This is a genomic window from Roseivirga misakiensis (genome assembly GCF_001747105.1).
In the GTDB taxonomy this organism is placed as follows: domain Bacteria; phylum Bacteroidota; class Bacteroidia; order Cytophagales; family Cyclobacteriaceae; genus Roseivirga; species Roseivirga misakiensis.
This window is the reverse complement of sequence record NZ_MDGQ01000003.1, coordinates 512,715-528,042: the sequence shown is the minus strand read 5'-3', so window position 1 is coordinate 528,042 and position 15,328 is coordinate 512,715. Positions and strand designations below refer to the sequence as shown.

The 15,328-nt window shown below is 40.3% G+C and carries 14 protein-coding genes and 1 tRNA gene; 5 read left to right on the top strand and 10 right to left on the bottom strand.

Annotated features, from left to right (window positions below; genetic code table 11):
• The 3 genes from BFP71_RS02655 to BFP71_RS02645 all read right to left on the bottom strand — a co-directional run bounded on the left by BFP71_RS02655 (window position 1) and on the right by BFP71_RS02645 (window position 4,420).
• The gene (locus tag BFP71_RS02655) at window positions 1–2,355 is read right to left on the bottom strand and encodes a PSD1 and planctomycete cytochrome C domain-containing protein (RefSeq protein ID WP_069833900.1); all 2,355 of its coding nucleotides are present in this window, start codon (window positions 2,353–2,355) and stop codon (window positions 1–3) included.
• Between the two features lie 159 nt (window positions 2,356–2,514).
• The gene (locus tag BFP71_RS02650) at window positions 2,515–3,420 is read right to left on the bottom strand and encodes a GIN domain-containing protein (RefSeq protein ID WP_069833899.1); all 906 of its coding nucleotides are present in this window, start codon (window positions 3,418–3,420) and stop codon (window positions 2,515–2,517) included.
• A gap of 133 nt (window positions 3,421–3,553) precedes the next feature.
• On the bottom strand, window positions 3,554–4,420 hold the full coding sequence (locus BFP71_RS02645; RefSeq protein ID WP_069833898.1) for a lysophospholipid acyltransferase family protein: 867 nt from the start codon (window positions 4,418–4,420) through the stop codon (window positions 3,554–3,556).
• 168 nt (window positions 4,421–4,588) lie between these two features.
• Between BFP71_RS02645 and dnaK the strand changes: the two genes are divergently transcribed.
• From dnaK to BFP71_RS02630, 3 genes are all read left to right on the top strand, one after another.
• Entirely contained in the window at window positions 4,589–6,523 is a 1,935-nt protein-coding gene (gene dnaK / locus BFP71_RS02640) for a molecular chaperone DnaK (protein WP_069833897.1), read from the top strand.
• Window positions 6,524–6,618: 95 nt separating this feature from the next.
• The gene (locus tag BFP71_RS02635; RefSeq protein ID WP_069833896.1) at window positions 6,619–7,167 is read left to right on the top strand and encodes a TetR/AcrR family transcriptional regulator; all 549 of its coding nucleotides are present in this window, start codon (window positions 6,619–6,621) and stop codon (window positions 7,165–7,167) included.
• Between the two features lie 47 nt (window positions 7,168–7,214).
• A complete protein-coding gene (locus BFP71_RS02630; RefSeq protein WP_069833895.1) occupies window positions 7,215–7,718 on the top strand; it encodes an acyl-CoA thioesterase in 504 nt (167 codons plus the stop codon).
• 79 nt (window positions 7,719–7,797) lie between these two features.
• On the opposite strand, the gene BFP71_RS02625 is transcribed toward BFP71_RS02630, so the two are convergent.
• Genes BFP71_RS02625 through BFP71_RS02615 form a run of 3 tightly spaced genes read right to left on the bottom strand, consistent with a single transcriptional unit; the run spans window position 7,798 to window position 9,728 of the window.
• Window positions 7,798–8,391 carry a hypothetical protein gene (locus tag BFP71_RS02625; RefSeq protein WP_069833894.1) on the bottom strand — a complete coding sequence of 198 codons (594 nt, stop codon included), beginning with the start codon at window positions 8,389–8,391 and terminating at the stop codon, window positions 7,798–7,800.
• Between the two features lie 60 nt (window positions 8,392–8,451).
• On the bottom strand, window positions 8,452–9,057 hold the full coding sequence (locus BFP71_RS02620; RefSeq protein ID WP_069833893.1) for a hypothetical protein: 606 nt from the start codon (window positions 9,055–9,057) through the stop codon (window positions 8,452–8,454).
• A gap of 8 nt (window positions 9,058–9,065) precedes the next feature.
• Window positions 9,066–9,728, bottom strand: a complete 663-nt coding sequence (locus BFP71_RS02615; protein WP_069833892.1) for a CAP domain-containing protein — start codon at window positions 9,726–9,728, stop codon at window positions 9,066–9,068.
• A gap of 93 nt (window positions 9,729–9,821) precedes the next feature.
• Between BFP71_RS02615 and BFP71_RS02610 the strand changes: the two genes are divergently transcribed.
• Window positions 9,822–10,295: a C40 family peptidase gene (locus BFP71_RS02610; RefSeq protein WP_088124898.1), complete on the top strand. Its 474-nt coding sequence runs from the start codon at window positions 9,822–9,824 to the stop codon at window positions 10,293–10,295.
• Between the two features lie 123 nt (window positions 10,296–10,418).
• Window positions 10,419–10,492, top strand: a tRNA-Ala gene (locus BFP71_RS02605).
• Window positions 10,493–11,101: 609 nt separating this feature from the next.
• Here BFP71_RS02605 and BFP71_RS02595 read toward each other — a convergent pair.
• The 4 genes from BFP71_RS02595 to BFP71_RS02580 all read right to left on the bottom strand — a co-directional run bounded on the left by BFP71_RS02595 (window position 11,102) and on the right by BFP71_RS02580 (window position 15,243).
• Window positions 11,102–11,614 carry an NYN domain-containing protein gene (locus BFP71_RS02595; RefSeq protein ID WP_222843460.1) on the bottom strand — a complete coding sequence of 171 codons (513 nt, stop codon included), beginning with the start codon at window positions 11,612–11,614 and terminating at the stop codon, window positions 11,102–11,104.
• A gap of 416 nt (window positions 11,615–12,030) precedes the next feature.
• The gene (locus BFP71_RS02590; RefSeq protein WP_069833890.1) at window positions 12,031–13,215 is read right to left on the bottom strand and encodes an AbiH family protein; all 1,185 of its coding nucleotides are present in this window, start codon (window positions 13,213–13,215) and stop codon (window positions 12,031–12,033) included.
• A gap of 271 nt (window positions 13,216–13,486) precedes the next feature.
• Entirely contained in the window at window positions 13,487–14,353 is an 867-nt protein-coding gene (locus BFP71_RS19225; protein ID WP_069833889.1) for a hypothetical protein, read from the bottom strand.
• Window positions 14,354–14,427: 74 nt separating this feature from the next.
• On the bottom strand, window positions 14,428–15,243 hold the full coding sequence (locus BFP71_RS02580; RefSeq protein ID WP_069833888.1) for a hypothetical protein: 816 nt from the start codon (window positions 15,241–15,243) through the stop codon (window positions 14,428–14,430).
• Window positions 15,244–15,328: the final 85 nt, after the last annotated feature.

The window sequence follows — 15,328 nt, the reverse complement described above, 5'->3', positions numbered from 1 at the left end:
TTATGTTTTAGATATAGCCTCGTCTAAATTAAAAATGGTATTAATCACGGACATGTAGGCGGCCGCTTCTGCAGTTTGTATTTTTTGCGGATAATTACCCACACTTAAATAGGCTTCAGTATTTTCTGGTGAGGATTTAAATCGATCAAGTTCCTTCTCTAAAAACGCAGTCAAAATTCTTTCCTCTTCTTCTGAAGGAACTCGGCCTAGAATCTTTTCAAAGACATAGCTTATCCCTTCTTTATTACTCTTTTTCTGGTCGATCGCTTGGTAAGCCAGCACCCTTGATGCCTCTAGCACTTGCGGGTCATTCATCATTACCAAAGCCTGAAGTGGTGTATTAGTTTTTTGGCGATCTACCTCGCATAAATCCCTAGAAGCCGCATCGAAAGTGATCATAGCGGGTGGCGGCACAGTTCTTTTCCAGAAAGTATAAAGGCTTCTTCTATACAGTGCATCACCATCGTCTGGAATGTACTTAGTCAAGCCAACTCCAGAAGTTGTTTCGGCCCAAAGCCCTTCAGGTTGATACGGTTTTACACTCGGTCCACCAACTTCTTTATTCAGTAGGCCACTAACCGCTAGCACATTATCCCTAATCATTTCAAAAGACATTCTGTAGCGAGGGCCACGGGTCAGCCATTTGTTTTCTGGGTCTCTTTCAAGTAAGTCTTCCGTCACCTTAGAGCTTTGCTGATAAGTGGCAGATAGTAGAATTTTCTTTTGAAGCGCCTGCAAATCCCAGTCAGATTCCATGAATTCATAAGCGAGGTAATCCAGTAACTCTGGGTGGGAAGGAAGGCTGCCCTGATTTCCGAAATCGCCCGGCGTATCCACTAAACCAGTACCAAAAAATGACTGCCAAATTCGATTGACGGTCACGCGTGCCGTTAATGGATTCTTCTTGTCAAAAAGCCATTTTGCCAACCCCATTCTGTCTTTGGAAAGGTGATTGCCAAAAGCCTTTACTGCTTTTGGAGTCGTTGGGTAAACCTGCTCACCTGGAGCGTCATATTGGCCTCTGTTTAAAACGAAAGTTGGCCTAGATTTTACGGAGTCTTTCATGACCATCACACTGAGGTCATCACCTTTGAAGTTTTTAGCATTGACGAATTTGAGAATGCCTTTCAAGTCTTTATCTGTGATTTTGATTTTTGGTGCTGGAATTTCTCCGTACTCAATTCTACCTTTTTCTGGAATCGAGTTGAAAAAAGAGTAGACGCTAAAAAACTCTTTTTGGGATATAGGATCGTATTTGTGGTCGTGACATTTGGCGCATTCAAGGGTAAGCCCCATAAACGCTTTGCCGAAAGTGTTTACCCGATCAGTAACGTATTCCACACGATATTCTTCTTGAATTACACCACCCTCTTGCGTGATTTTATGATTTCTATTGAAGGCCGTGGCCAAGATTTGTTCTTTGGACGGGTCTGGCAATAAATCGCCAGCCAGTTGCCAAGTCACAAAAGTCTTATAAGACATATTTTCATTAAATGCCTTGATCACCCAGTCTCTCCATGGCCACATTATACGCTCCAAGTCATCCTGATAGCCATGTGTGTCAGAGTAACGTGCTAAATCCAACCAAGCGGTGGCCATATGTTCGCCATAGGCAGGAGAGTCCATTAACTTGTCTACTGCTTTTTCAAAGGCATCGGGTGAATTGTCGGCCATAAATGACGCTCGCAATGCATCGCTTGGGGGTAACCCAGTCAGGTCGAAGCTGGCTCGGCGTAGTAGTCTTGCTTTGGAGGCTTTTTCCGATGGAGAAAACCCTTTTTCTTCAAATTTCTGAGCTATCCAATGATCAACTTCGTTTTGCGTCCAATCATTTCCATCAGGTAGTTCTTGCGCAGCAACAGGAATAAAAGACCAGTGCCTTTTCCATTGAGCGCCTTGATCAACCCATTTCTTTAAAATTTCTTTTTCAGTGGCCGATAAAACCAAATTTGAGGCTGGCGGTGGCATCACTACATCTGGCTCGGTGGCGGTAATTCTTTTGATTACTTCAGAATTGGCGGCATCTCCCGGCACAATCCCGAAAACGTCTGGTTTATCTTTCAAGGCAGCGTAAGCGCCTTCCTCTGTATCTAACCTGAATCCAGAATCTCTTTTATTGGCATCCGGTCCGTGGCACGCAAAACATCTGTCAGAGAGTAGCGGCCGCACATGAAGGTTGAAGTCTACAACCTCAGGTACGTAGTTCGCCTGACCCGAAAATTCATGGGTTAGCTCACTTTGAACGTTCTCTTCGCTTTTTTGCTGACAAGACTTTAAAACAACAAGGCTCATAAACAGAACCGATGCTACAGCCACGTGTTTAAAGCCTATTTTAAGATTTGCTCTCTTTAACATATTACTGAAATCTTAATTTAATTATTCAATCTCAGCTTTAGAAACAGTTCGCCTTTTTTAGGCCAATTCTATTGATGATTGGCGTCAGTGAAAGGACAAATAAAAAACCATTTGAACACGAGGAACAAATGGTTTTTGAAAAGGGTAGCTTGTTGAATTTTATTCTTTGAAAAGTTTGAGTACTTGCCCCTCGTTTTCTTTGCTGATGGTAATCAGGAGCTTATCTTTTCCGAGTGTAGTCTCCTGATAAATTCGCGTACCGACAGGTAAGGTCTCCTTTTTCACAGCTTTCGGGCCGATCGGTGCTCCATAACCGAATGGTTTTTCCACAGGACCTTGGAATTTAATATGGCGTCTTCTCAACGTGTTGTTCTTCAATTTCACCTCTACAAACTCAACAGGAGTCTTTTCTTGATTTAGGAATTGCTCGTACTCAGTTACAGTAAAATCAGCGTTTGTTGATTTAGCATTCAATTCTGGCGATCCTAAGTAAATAAGCTGTCCAAAACTCTCTCCCTTGTAATTGATTTCATCAGCGTTCACAATGATCCTTCCATTGCCATTAATTGTTGTTTTGGCCTTTTCCGCTTGTAATTTGTTTAGGTCTACCTTTCCAGAATTTGTAGTCACGGTTACTTCTTTCAGTTTACCTATCATTTGCAAAGTGCCCACATTCATTTGCGCATCAAATGATTCTTGATTTACATTAATTAGCCTTATGTGACCCCATGCTGTGTTTTTGAGTTTTTTAAGTCCCTGGGCTCCGAATATTACTTTGATATTTTCTGTTGGTTCAATCCAATCTTTTTGATCAATATGCAGCGTATTGCCTTTTTGCTTAATGATCATGTGATCGAAAAGGTTATTGTCTACACCCACAAAAAGTTCGCTTGAACTGGATAGATCAATCTCGGCATCAACTGTCACGTTGAAAACGATCTTCTCGATATTTTTCATATCAAAGGCTCTCATTTCAGTTTGACCGTTGCCTTTTACTTGTGCTTGCGCTAATTGACCGATGCAAGCGATGAATAATGCTGTGATGTATATTTTAATGATTTTCATGATTTTTTACTTTGGCTTTCAATAGCCAAGCGATGTGCCAATCATGCAAGGCACTGTAAATCATATAGATATGATTTATTATACTGCCAGCAGTGTTTCTAAATGGAACACACAGGTGTTTTGGATAGAAACACTAGGTGTCTTCAGACTTTCTTTTTCTTTTCCAGCGTTTGTGTGACCACAGCCAATATTGCGGGTCTTCCAAGATTTGTTTTTCTAATCGCCTGGTATGGGCTTCTGTAATTTCGCCATGAGCACACTGGCTAGGATCTTCAATGAGCACTTCCATAGTGAACTCATAATGGCCTCTTTTTACTTTACTGATAGCCCCGTATACTACTGGAAGATTTTTCTCCAGCGCAAACTTTTCCACGCCGAACATGACGGCAGTTTCCTGGTTTAGAAAATTTGTCCAATAAACCTTTTTCGCGATACTAGGTGACTGGTCTGCTCCAAAAATAGTGACCGTTAAGTCCTTTGACTGAGCGAAGAAATCCTTCACTTCCTGTCGAGAAATCATTTTTAGGCCATACTTACTGCGCGATTGTAGCGCTTTTTCGTTCATGAACTCATTCTTCATGCGATGGTAAATGGCCACACTTTGGTGATCTATATAACAATCTAGACCTACTGCCAGCATTTCCCAATTATTATAATGTCCGCCGACAAGAATGACGCTTTGTCCTCTGTCGAAGTACGGTTTTAGAATTTCTGGGTTCAGTGCTACAAACCTTTCTTTGGCTTCCTTTTCACTAATGCTAAATATTTTAAAGCTCTCCAGCATAATATCGCAGAAGTGGCGATAAAAATCGTTTTGAAGTTGCTTGATCTCGCTCGGTGATTTATCGGGAAACGAATTCGTTAGGTTTTTATGCACTACACTTACTCTATAGCGGATAATCTTGTATCCCACCAAGTACAGTAAGTTAGAAATGCCATATACCACAGACCAAGGAAGCAGTGAAATAGGCTTAATGACCAAATAGTAGAAAAGTCGCAAAAGTAAATTCTGTTAAGTGCTGCAAATATAACATGTGTCAGGTATGATTTACTCGGTTAGGCCCATTTCTGCCAATGTGTCACCAAATGTCAGCCAAAACCAATTGGCACAACCATTGATAAAAGGAGCGTGTTGAATAGAATTTAGAAAGACATTTATTTATAGATCATGGGAAAAATTATTGGAATTGACTTAGGTACTACCAACTCGTGTGTAGCGGTAATGGAAGGTAACGAGCCAGTTGTAATTCCTAACAGTGAAGGAAAAAGAACGACACCTTCGATTGTGGCGTTTTTGGACAACGGTAATGGTGAAAGAAAAGTTGGTGACCCTGCGAAAAGACAGGCGATTACTAACCCGAAAAACACTATCAGCTCGGTGAAGCGTTTCATGGGTAAAAAACACAGTAACGTTTCTGAAGAGTTAAGAGGTATTGCCTACGAAGTAGAAAAGGGTAATAATGACACCGTAAGAGTAAAGATCGGTGACAGAAATTATACACCACAAGAATTATCAGCTATGGTACTTCAGAAAATGAAGTCAACGGCTGAAGATTATTTGGGAACAGAAGTTACTGAAGCTGTAGTGACTGTACCTGCATACTTCAACGATGCTGAGAGACAAGCAACTAAAGAGGCAGGACAAATTGCTGGCCTTGAAGTAAAAAGAATTATCAACGAGCCTACTGCAGCGGCATTGGCTTACGGTTTAGATAAAAAAGATACAGATCAGAAGATCGCTGTTTACGATTTAGGTGGAGGTACATTCGATATCTCTATTCTTGAGTTAGGTGACGGCGTTTTCGAAGTAAAATCTACCAATGGTGATGTACACTTAGGTGGTGACGATTTCGATCAAGTAATTATCGATTGGTTAGCGGGAGAATTCAAAGCTGATGAAGGCATTGACTTAACGAAAGACCCAATGGCATTGCAGCGTTTGAAAGAGGCTGCTGAGAAAGCAAAAATTGAATTATCATCTTCTGCTTCTACCGAAATTAACTTGCCATACATTATGCCGGTTGATGGTGTGCCGAAACACTTAGTAAGAACACTTTCAAGAGCTAAGTTTGAGTCTTTGGCCGATAACTTGGTGAAAAGATCAATGGAGCCTGTGAAGAAGGCTATGAGCGATGCTGGATACAGCACTTCTGACATTGATGAAGTAATCTTGGTGGGTGGTTCTACTAGAATCCCTGTGATTCAGGAAGAAGTTGAGAAATTCTTCGGTAAAAAGCCTTCTAAAGGGGTAAACCCAGATGAGGTAGTAGCGATCGGTGCAGCTATCCAAGGTGGTGTACTAACAGGTGAGGTAAAAGACGTATTACTATTAGACGTAACGCCACTTTCTCTAGGAATTGAGACAATGGGTGGTGTTTTCACTAAGTTAATCGAGTCTAATACTACGATTCCGGCTAAGAAATCTGAAGTATTCTCGACAGCTGCCGATAACCAGCCTTCAGTGGAAATTCACGTATTACAAGGTGAGCGTCCGATGGCTAAGGATAACAGAACAATTGGTCGTTTCCACTTAAGCGATATTCCACCAGCACAAAGAGGTGTTCCTCAGATCGAAGTGACTTTCGATATTGATGCCAATGGTATCATGAAGGTGTCTGCGAAAGACAAAGGCACAGGAAAAGAGCAGAACATTAGAATCGAAGCTTCTTCTGGCTTGACAGATGCAGAAATCGAGAAAATGAAGCAAGAAGCTGAAGCAAACGCTGAAGCGGATAAGAAAGAGAAGGAGAAAATCGACAAGCTAAACGGTGCGGATTCATTAATCTTCCAAACTGAAAAGCAGTTGAAGGACTACGGTGATAAATTGTCTGACGAGAACAAAAAGCCAATCGAAGAAGCTTTAGCAAACTTGAAGACAGCACATGGTAGCCAAGATGTTGATTCTATCGATACGGCAATGGAAGCCTTGAATAAAGCTTGGGAAGCTGCATCACAAGAGATGTACGCTGCTCAGCAAGCTGCTGAAGGTGGTGCTGGTCAGCCAGGCCCTGATGCAGGTGCAGCTGGTGCTGATCAAGGTGCTTCAGCTCCAGAAGGTGGCGCAGATGACGTATCTGACGTAGAATACGAGGAGGTAAAATAAGCCTCTCTTTAATATAGATATGAAGCCTCAACATTTGTTGAGGCTTTTTTTGTGTTATCGATAGACCATTCAGTCTAATTTTATATATTTGAAATGTGAATACCAGAGAAAAACTTGTTTCAACTACTTCCAAACTCATTCGAAAGAAGGGCTACTTTGGTACGGGTATCAATGAAATACTAAAATCTGTCGAAGTACCGAAAGGTAGTCTCTACCATCATTTTCCAGAGGGTAAGGATGAATTGATTCAAGCTGCAATTATATATGGTGGTGAGGCCATGATGCAAAAATACGGCGATGCAATTCGTGGTAAAGATGCCGCCGAAGGGTTAAGTGCAATGGTGGATGTGATGGTAAAGGAGCTTAAAGACTCGGATTTTGAGGATGCTTGCCCCATTGCGGCAGTGGCCCTAGCTTCTGGAGTCATAGATGAGAACATCCGGAAAGCTTGCGATCGGGTATTCAAAGGCTGGCAAAGTAGTCTGGCAGGTTACCTCGAGAGAAGGGGGGTAGAGAAAGCTGAAGAAAAGGCTAATGAGCTTTATGCCATGTTTGAAGGTGGTTATGTTTTGAGCAAGGCGCACAAAGACTTGAGCTACCTGGAACTGCAGAAGAAGTTTATCAAAGTAATACTAGAGGCTTAAAAAAATTTAAATATAATTAGACCGACTGGTCTGTAAAGTAACACACTATGAAGGATATTAATAAAAGACCATTTAGCGTGAAGACCATCCGATTTCAGGACTGTGATCCTTATGGTCATCTGAATAATGCCAAGTACTTGGATTATATGATCAATGCGCGCGAAGATCACTTGCTTCACGAATATGATATAAACGTATTTGCCATGGCCAAAAAGGAACAAAGGTCGTGGCTAGTAGGGCACAATGAAATTGCCTACTTAAAACCCGCCCATGTGATGGAGGAAGTTAGCATTGAAACTTCTCTGATTGATTTTACGGAACGATATGTAAAAGCAGAAATGGCTATGCTAGACAAGGAGGGCAGCCATGTAAAAGCTGTACTCTGGACCAAGTTTTATCATTTTGATTTCAAGCAAGGGCAGGGGATCGAACATAGCCCTAAAATGATCTCACTATTTGAAAATATTAAAGTAGATGTGGTGCAAGAAAGTGTAGAGGCACGTGCGAGATTTCTAGCACGGAATCTAAATGCACCGGCTACTGTAAGATAATACTCTTCTTATTTCAATGAGTTGAGTTTGGCAAAAGGAAAGGCCTCGCATCCGAAACGTCGGGCGAGGCCTTCCTCATTTATTTTGACATACTTGCCGCTGCTTGGTTTACTTTGGCAGGAATGGTTTTTTGGATCGCGCTTTTAAAGCTGTCGTCATAAATGATGAACATCCAATCCGAGAATTTAGGGTCTTCTATCGCTAAAAGGAATTTTTCCCCTTTCACATTCACAAAGCTTTCGGCCTTGTTATAGTCTACATTTTCTTTTCCGAAACTACTTTCAATCGCAGGAACTAGTAGAGCTGCAATTCCTTTCAAATCATCCGTATCAAGCGGTAAGGTCATATCCATAGCATACTTGATGAATACGTATTTGACGTCATTATCAGATGGCAAAAGCTTTTTATCGGTAATATTCAGCTCATTGAAATTCAATTTGATGCCTGCTTGCTCCAGCATATTGAAAACCTGAAACATTCCCTTTTTATCGGTATGATCGAAAAGAGGCGGGTAAATGTAGTCGGCCACGTTGGAGTACTTTCTGGCCTTAATTAACTCCAAAAAGCTTTCTGTTCGTTTTTCTATGGCTTGATCGTCTGTGCTGCTCAACGTTTGTCCGCTAAGACCAATCGTGGTAAGCGCTAGTACTAGACTTAATAGGATTCTTTTCATGGTTCAATTTTTCTATCTGTAAACAAAAGACGTACCAAGCGACATATTGTTTACTGCTGACTATTTTATTCTTTCAGAAGCCTTCTGGATAACTTCTGGACTCAATAACGCTTGAATGATAGCTGGATTATCGGTATTCCATTCCATAATATACCACTCTGGACCGTAGGCTTCTTCCTTTATCAGCACCATGTGTTTTATTCCAGATGCTTCGAATTGTTTCTTTTCTTCATTATAGCTGACATTTTCTTTGCCATAGGCGTTGACAAAAGAGGCCTCTAAAGAAGCGATCGCTTCGGGTTGTGCCATTTGACCAGATACGCCAATCCTCATTTCTGTACTATATTTAACTAAAGCATACTGGTCGTTACCCGATTCATGTAATGCTGAGATTTGTTGGATTTTCATGACATCTACCATCATATTTAACCCCATATCTTCCATACTTTCAAAAGTAGCCAGCATCATTTCTTTGCTTGCCATGGTAAATAATTTGGGGTAGGTAAATTCTAGTAGTCCAGTATAGTCCTTGTCAATTGTGCCTTTAATAAAGGCTTCTACTCTTTTTGTGATAGCCGACTTTTCGGTTTTCGTCAGGGATTGAGCGGAAATTGTAGTCGAAATGGCGACTATGGCGATCGAGGTAAATAGTAATCTTTTAAGCATAATTGATATTAGTTAGAAGGACCTTTATCCTTCGCTTTTTTAGTTATAATCGGATTGTAAAGTTGAAAGTTTTGTGTTGCGAACCAGAACCCATTGCCCTGTTCGTAAACGTCTCTGTTTTTTTGCCAGATACCATCGTAAAAGTAGGTGCCACAGCCGAGCTGAACGGCGGTGTCTGAATAAAGCGTTTTCCGATGTGGTGGAGAATCAATCCATCCTTGTACCAAGTGATCGGCCAGTTCTAAATAGCTTCCAAAGGTTCGCCCACCAACGGCGGATATATTCTCTGCCACCGTCGGGTTCTTGACCCCTGCCAGGGAAGCTCGTTTTTGCGGATCGCGCCTCTTTTTGTCCTTCTTGTTATAATGATCGAAGAAATCCTTTTTAGCCATGCTCACCGAGTGATTCCAAGCCATGGCTTCCAAATTTGGGTGATATTCTAGCGCTTTAAGTCCTTGCTCTAGGCGCGCTTCGTTTGACACAAAGAAAACAGCCGCATCCAGTAGTTTATAGTCAATTTTATTGAGGTTGATGGACTTTTGAAAGAGCTTAAAATCTCTGAATGTCTCATCGGTGAGGGTGGTATAAAAACTGTCTTTCCATTTACACTGTGCCAGCGTGGCGGTACTCACGCCAATCATCAATAAGAAGAGGAAAAAACCTTTTTTCATTTGGCTAGCAATTTAAAGATTTGTCGATAGCTTCTATTGATTAATACTGATTTCATCAATTGTCTTATTTTTGATAAACCAAAGAGAAATACGTTGTCTACCGTCCAAAAGCGAAGTATTGGCCTATTAGTTATATGTGTGCTACTATTTGTAGGCTGTGCTGGAAACACTTCGCGCAGCAACAATATAAAAAGGGTAGTACAAACGGCCCGATCTTACACAGGAACACCCTATAAATTTGGAGGAACCACCAGAATAGGGATGGACTGCTCAGCGTTGATCTATCATGCCTACCGAAGTATTGGCGTAGACATGCCGCGTGTGACAGCCGATCAATCCAAAAGAGGGGATAAGGTGCGTTTAAAACAGCTAGCGGTAGGAGATTTAGTGTTTTTTGCCACTGGCAACAAGAAGAGAAAAGTTACCCACGCAGGAATTGTAACTTCCGTTTCTGGTAAAAACCAAGTACGTTTTATCCATGCTTCCTCGTCATTGGGGGTGATAGAAAGTAATCTGTATTCGCCTTATTATATCAAGCGGTTTTTGAGTGGCCGACGAATTCTTTGATATAATCAGGGGCAATCCTATATTTGCCACCGCTTGGGGGATTAGCTTGTCTGCCGATAGGCAGGGTCAACTGGCATTGGCCAGCGCATCTTTTAAGCAAAAGGCTTGTGATCAAGTCATAATGGGGGATTAGCTCAGCTGGCTAGAGCGCTACACTGGCAGTGTAGAGGTCATCGGTTCGACTCCGATATTCTCCACTAAAAACCCATAAATAATTGTAAATCAATAAGTTGCGAGTTTTATTTTGTGACAGTTTGGTGTCAGATTTGGACCAATTCAATATTTGAAATATCTATGGTACTTTTTCCAAGCCGCGAAATGCTGTTGAACAGAGTATCCTCCGCTCTTATTACTTTTCTTGACTTCTATTTTATAGTTTAGCAATGTTGTTATTTCTGTTTGGCACAAGGCAGCATAGATTTGTAATCTTTCTTCGGATATAGAAGTGTCGTCTGAAACCTTAATTTTTTTATCTCTCATATAGGTCGACCAAGAGATTGTAGATCTCCCAACGAATTTTCTCTCACTAAGGTCGCTTTTGTAGGCACTTATTGAGATCAAAGGATTGAGTAAATACTTAAGAGGGTGATAAGTGTTATAGGGAGTTTTTATTATGTTATACGACATATAATTGAACTTTTAGGGTTTAACCGACTATGAAAATCGGGATTCAATTGAATATGTTATTAAAGCAGAGCTTTTTGGATTAATTTGGGCAGGTTAAAGGGGGATGAGAAGAAATATGAATTCTTAAATTTGAATATATTCTTTTGTGAGCAATGGCAAAAGCTAATTGTTGTTATTCCTTACACCCAAGATGTTGGCCTTTTTAGCTCAAAGCCACTCTTGGTTTTTATAGAATCTGGTAAGAGGCTTGTTTTGAATCTTTTCTTCCAGTGCTCTAAATAAAGTGCATTATCACACACAGATTTAAGGTGCAACCCTGCTCTTCTTGGAGGAAAGTAAACATAAACTTGATGATCAGGACTATGGTTTTTGATAAATTCTATAGGTGGGGTTAAGTCAGAATCTCCAGAGACTATTATACTCTGGTCGCATTTTTCATAAATACAATCGCCAATCATATTTGTTGCAATATTGACATCCGTTTTTTTCTCCTCTGGAACTTGAAAATCGCTGTGACATATTTGACAACTTACATCTTTAAGTACATAGCTGCCTAGTATCAATTTGAAACGTTTGTTGAGTTTATTAGCCGAAAAAAAGGCACTTTGCCGTTGATATTTGCCGTTGATATTTGCCGTTGTGTTTTGTTGGTGCCGAGAAGTATTTGACGGATACCAATTCTTGATCTTCATTCATGAACGAATCAAAGAATTTTACGAGATCAAGCCAATAGTACTTTTTCCAATTAGCATCCTTCAGGCCATAATAGAAATTATAACCATCGACATAGACAATGACTCTCTTTTTTGCTGTGTGCATATAAAATAAAAGCTCTCCTTATGAGAGAGCTTGGCCTAAGAATATTTCATCATAGGGGGGTAAGGGAAAGGACAAATTTAAATTAATATGTCCAGCTTACACAAATTTTTACGTAAAAATGTGGAAAACGTTACGAAAAATGTGGAAAACTGAGCAATGAACTCATGGGACTATATTGTATGACACATATGCAAACGGTTGTCGATTAGTAATTTTTTAAAATGCATAAAGCTTAAATTGTGTGACGCACTCGTTGTTGTACGTTACATGAGTATCCAAATAGCGTTAATTAAGAAACTGAACCTGTCAGTTGCGGACATCTGTTTTCTACCCTGAATGGAATTACTTTTGACCGAACTTTTGATTTATTCTCTGGAGAGAAACATCTTGCAATATGTGTAAATATTTCTCTATGATGAAGCTCACCAGAACCATTACCCTTTCCGTCATGGTGTCGAATTGTAATTCCTTTGCAATTGTTAGGTTCGAATATTTCTTTTAATAAAACTCGATCTGACAGCCCACATGAATGTCCAATTATATCGACCCAGTAACTGCCTTTTTTTAAAAAGCTCTCTAGTTGGTGGTAATTCTCAGTTCTTGAGTAATGAATAGATTTAAAATGTTCTAGAGCCTTATCATCATTTAGCGCCTCTATTTGAGAATAATGTTCTTGCATTTCATCTCCGTACCCAAAAATTATTGGGTTATTAGGGTTACCAGCTTCGCCATGTATGTCTATAACTTGTGCTTGTGTGATCATTTTTCCGGCTGTATCAAATTCAGGTAAGCTATAACGCCGCACAGTATCAGTGTAATTGAAATTCAGAATGAGAACTTCTGATACTTCATGGTGCTCGTAAGTCATATCATCTATGCTAGTCACCTTTCCTTTTATTTTTTTACTAAGAAAAAGTGATTGAAGACTAACACTCTTTTGTTTAGGAGCTGATTGGTTCACCTTGGCTATGTAATTGGAAAATTCAACTTTTACTTGATTGAACTGTTCGTTGAGTGAATGAATGGCCTTAATTCTAAATTCTTCTTTCTTATAGTGTCCCTTAAAGATTTTCAAGAAATGTTTATAGTAGTTGTGCTCGAATTCAACCCAGTTGTTAACAGACGTATTACTTAAGACTGTTGCGAAAAACTTATTAGGGTATTCGAACTTTATACTGTTCCTTAATTTTAATTCTAGAAATTCAGGTAAGTGAAGATTACTTATTTTGAATAGAGATTTTACGCGAATTTCATTGGTGATATCATTGATTGGTTTAGTGAAGTCTATCTCTTTGGATGTTATTTTGACTCCTTCATCTACCTGGTCAGGAAGAGATATTTGAACGAGTTGACTTTCTGAATCTACACCATGATCAATTCTAGAACGTATAAGGTCTTTGACAAAATCATCGAAAGAAGTTGGCATACCATGAGCTAAATCGAAGCCATTACCGATAAGGAAAACTCTATTCATTGTGTGATATCTATTTAATAATAGTTAGAACTCAATTCTTGAACAACTTTTGAATTAACTGTTTTGGCCTAATAGTTGTCACAACTATTGGCACACTTAAGTTTTGACAAAGCATTAAGAAGCGATTTGAGTTAAAAAGTCACACTATTGAATTGAAAATATAACTATCTGTAAATGAGAGAGAAAGGTGTATTTGATACAAAAAACAAACTAATCCGGTATTCTCCACAAAAAAGCCCCACATTTGCGGGGCTTTTTTCATTATCGAAGATCAATTCTCTTTGCTCAGCGTATATTTTAGCTTAACCGTTTGGTCGCTAAACATATCAACGCCACTATTTGATTGCGCCTGATTGGCATTTGGTCTTCTGCCACCAGCTCCGCCACGGCCTCCTCCACCGCGACCGCCGCCAGCGCCACCTCTACCACCGCCGCCACCTCTCAGCGATGTGCCTCCACCACCAGCACCTTGTGGTCTTTCGATTCCATTGACCGTAATATTAATAGCTAATTCCGTGCTATAGACTTTATCCCAGTTGGGAGCCATGCCGTAGAGTGTTTTTAAAGCAATCTTTATTTCATAACCAAAAGTCGGTGCTTCAGTGGTTTCATCCATGCCTAAAGCCATTTCTACACCATCTAAGTCGGTTAGTAGTAAATGTCCGTTGCTAGCGCTAAAACCCTTTAGTTTTGCTTGGTTTTTGGATTGAAGCTGTCGCTCTATGCGTTCTTTGAAAAGTTTTTCTCGATCTACCGCTTCTCCAGAATTTCTTTGTCCTTGCGCTGCGCGTTGGCCTTGTCCTCGGTTACCACCTTGTGCTCTTACTGTCTCCAGAGGGAATTCAAGCTTGGCATTTAATTTCGGTTTTGTCTTGGCCTTAAATGTGATTTCCATACCCGCCTGAAGTAGTTTGTTTATGGCTAATCGGTCTGCGGTTTGGAAAAGGATATAAAGGTTTTCAGAATCATTGCGTATGGCAGTCGTGAACTTAGTTTTCTCGTCTACCGATAGTATTTCTTCAGACCAATCGGCAGAAAGGCCATCAATGGCAGAACTTCCAGTAAAATAAGTGGTGTTTTGGGCAGAGACCTGATGGGCGAAGAAGCTAATCGCCAGCAGCACAATGATTCTTTTCATGAAATGGACATTAAATATTGCTTGGACAAGTCAGTGCCCTTGAGGTTTAATTCGCCCGAAACTAAAAAAAGCCATTACCTGCTGAGCGCATATTTGAGTTTTACGTTTTGATCGCGCGTCATGTACTTGCTATCCTTCAATTTGTATTGATAAGCCTCTGGTTTTTCAACACCAGCAGGAACACCTCGTTCTTTTGATCGATTATTTATGGCACCCCCTGTTTTCACGTAATCGTCCGTTTTAAAAGGTATTTCAATGCCTTTTACGGTAATGTTGATCATCAATGCAGTTTTATAAACTTTATCCCAGTTGGAATTTGGACCATAAAGCTTGCTCAATGCAATTTTTAATTCATAGCTAAAAACTGGCTTCTCAACCGTCTCGTCTATGGCGAGCGCCATTTCAATTCCTTCAAGGTCTATTAACGATTTACGCCCATTTCCCGCATCAAAGCCATTCAGTTGTGCTTCTTTTTTTGATCTAACCTGTAGTTCACGATTAGCTTTAAGCAGCACCGCTGCATCAACGCCTTCACTAAGGACTCTTTTCTCGCTAGAGTCACCTGCATTATCCTCTTCAGTCACTAAAGGAAACTTCAATTTGGCATTCAATTTCGGTTTTGTTTTAGCCTTGAAAGACACTTCCATGCCAGCTGCCAACAGTTTATCAATAGCCATTTGGTCATCTGTTTGGAATAGGATGTATAGGTTCTCAGTGTCGTTTCGTACTGCGGTGGTAAATGCAGTTTCCCGATCGAAATTTAACAAGTCTTTGGACCATTCAGTAGACAATCCATCTATCGCGGCTGTCTTGGTAAAGTAAGCATCGTTTTGCGCAGAAACATTTTGGGTCAGTAGACCGATCAATAGAAATACTAAAATATTTTTCATGGTGGGTGGGTTTATTGTGTTTTTCTATCACTACAATCTAACGGTAGAATAGAAGTATTATCGTAAGAGCTACATTTTCAGTGAT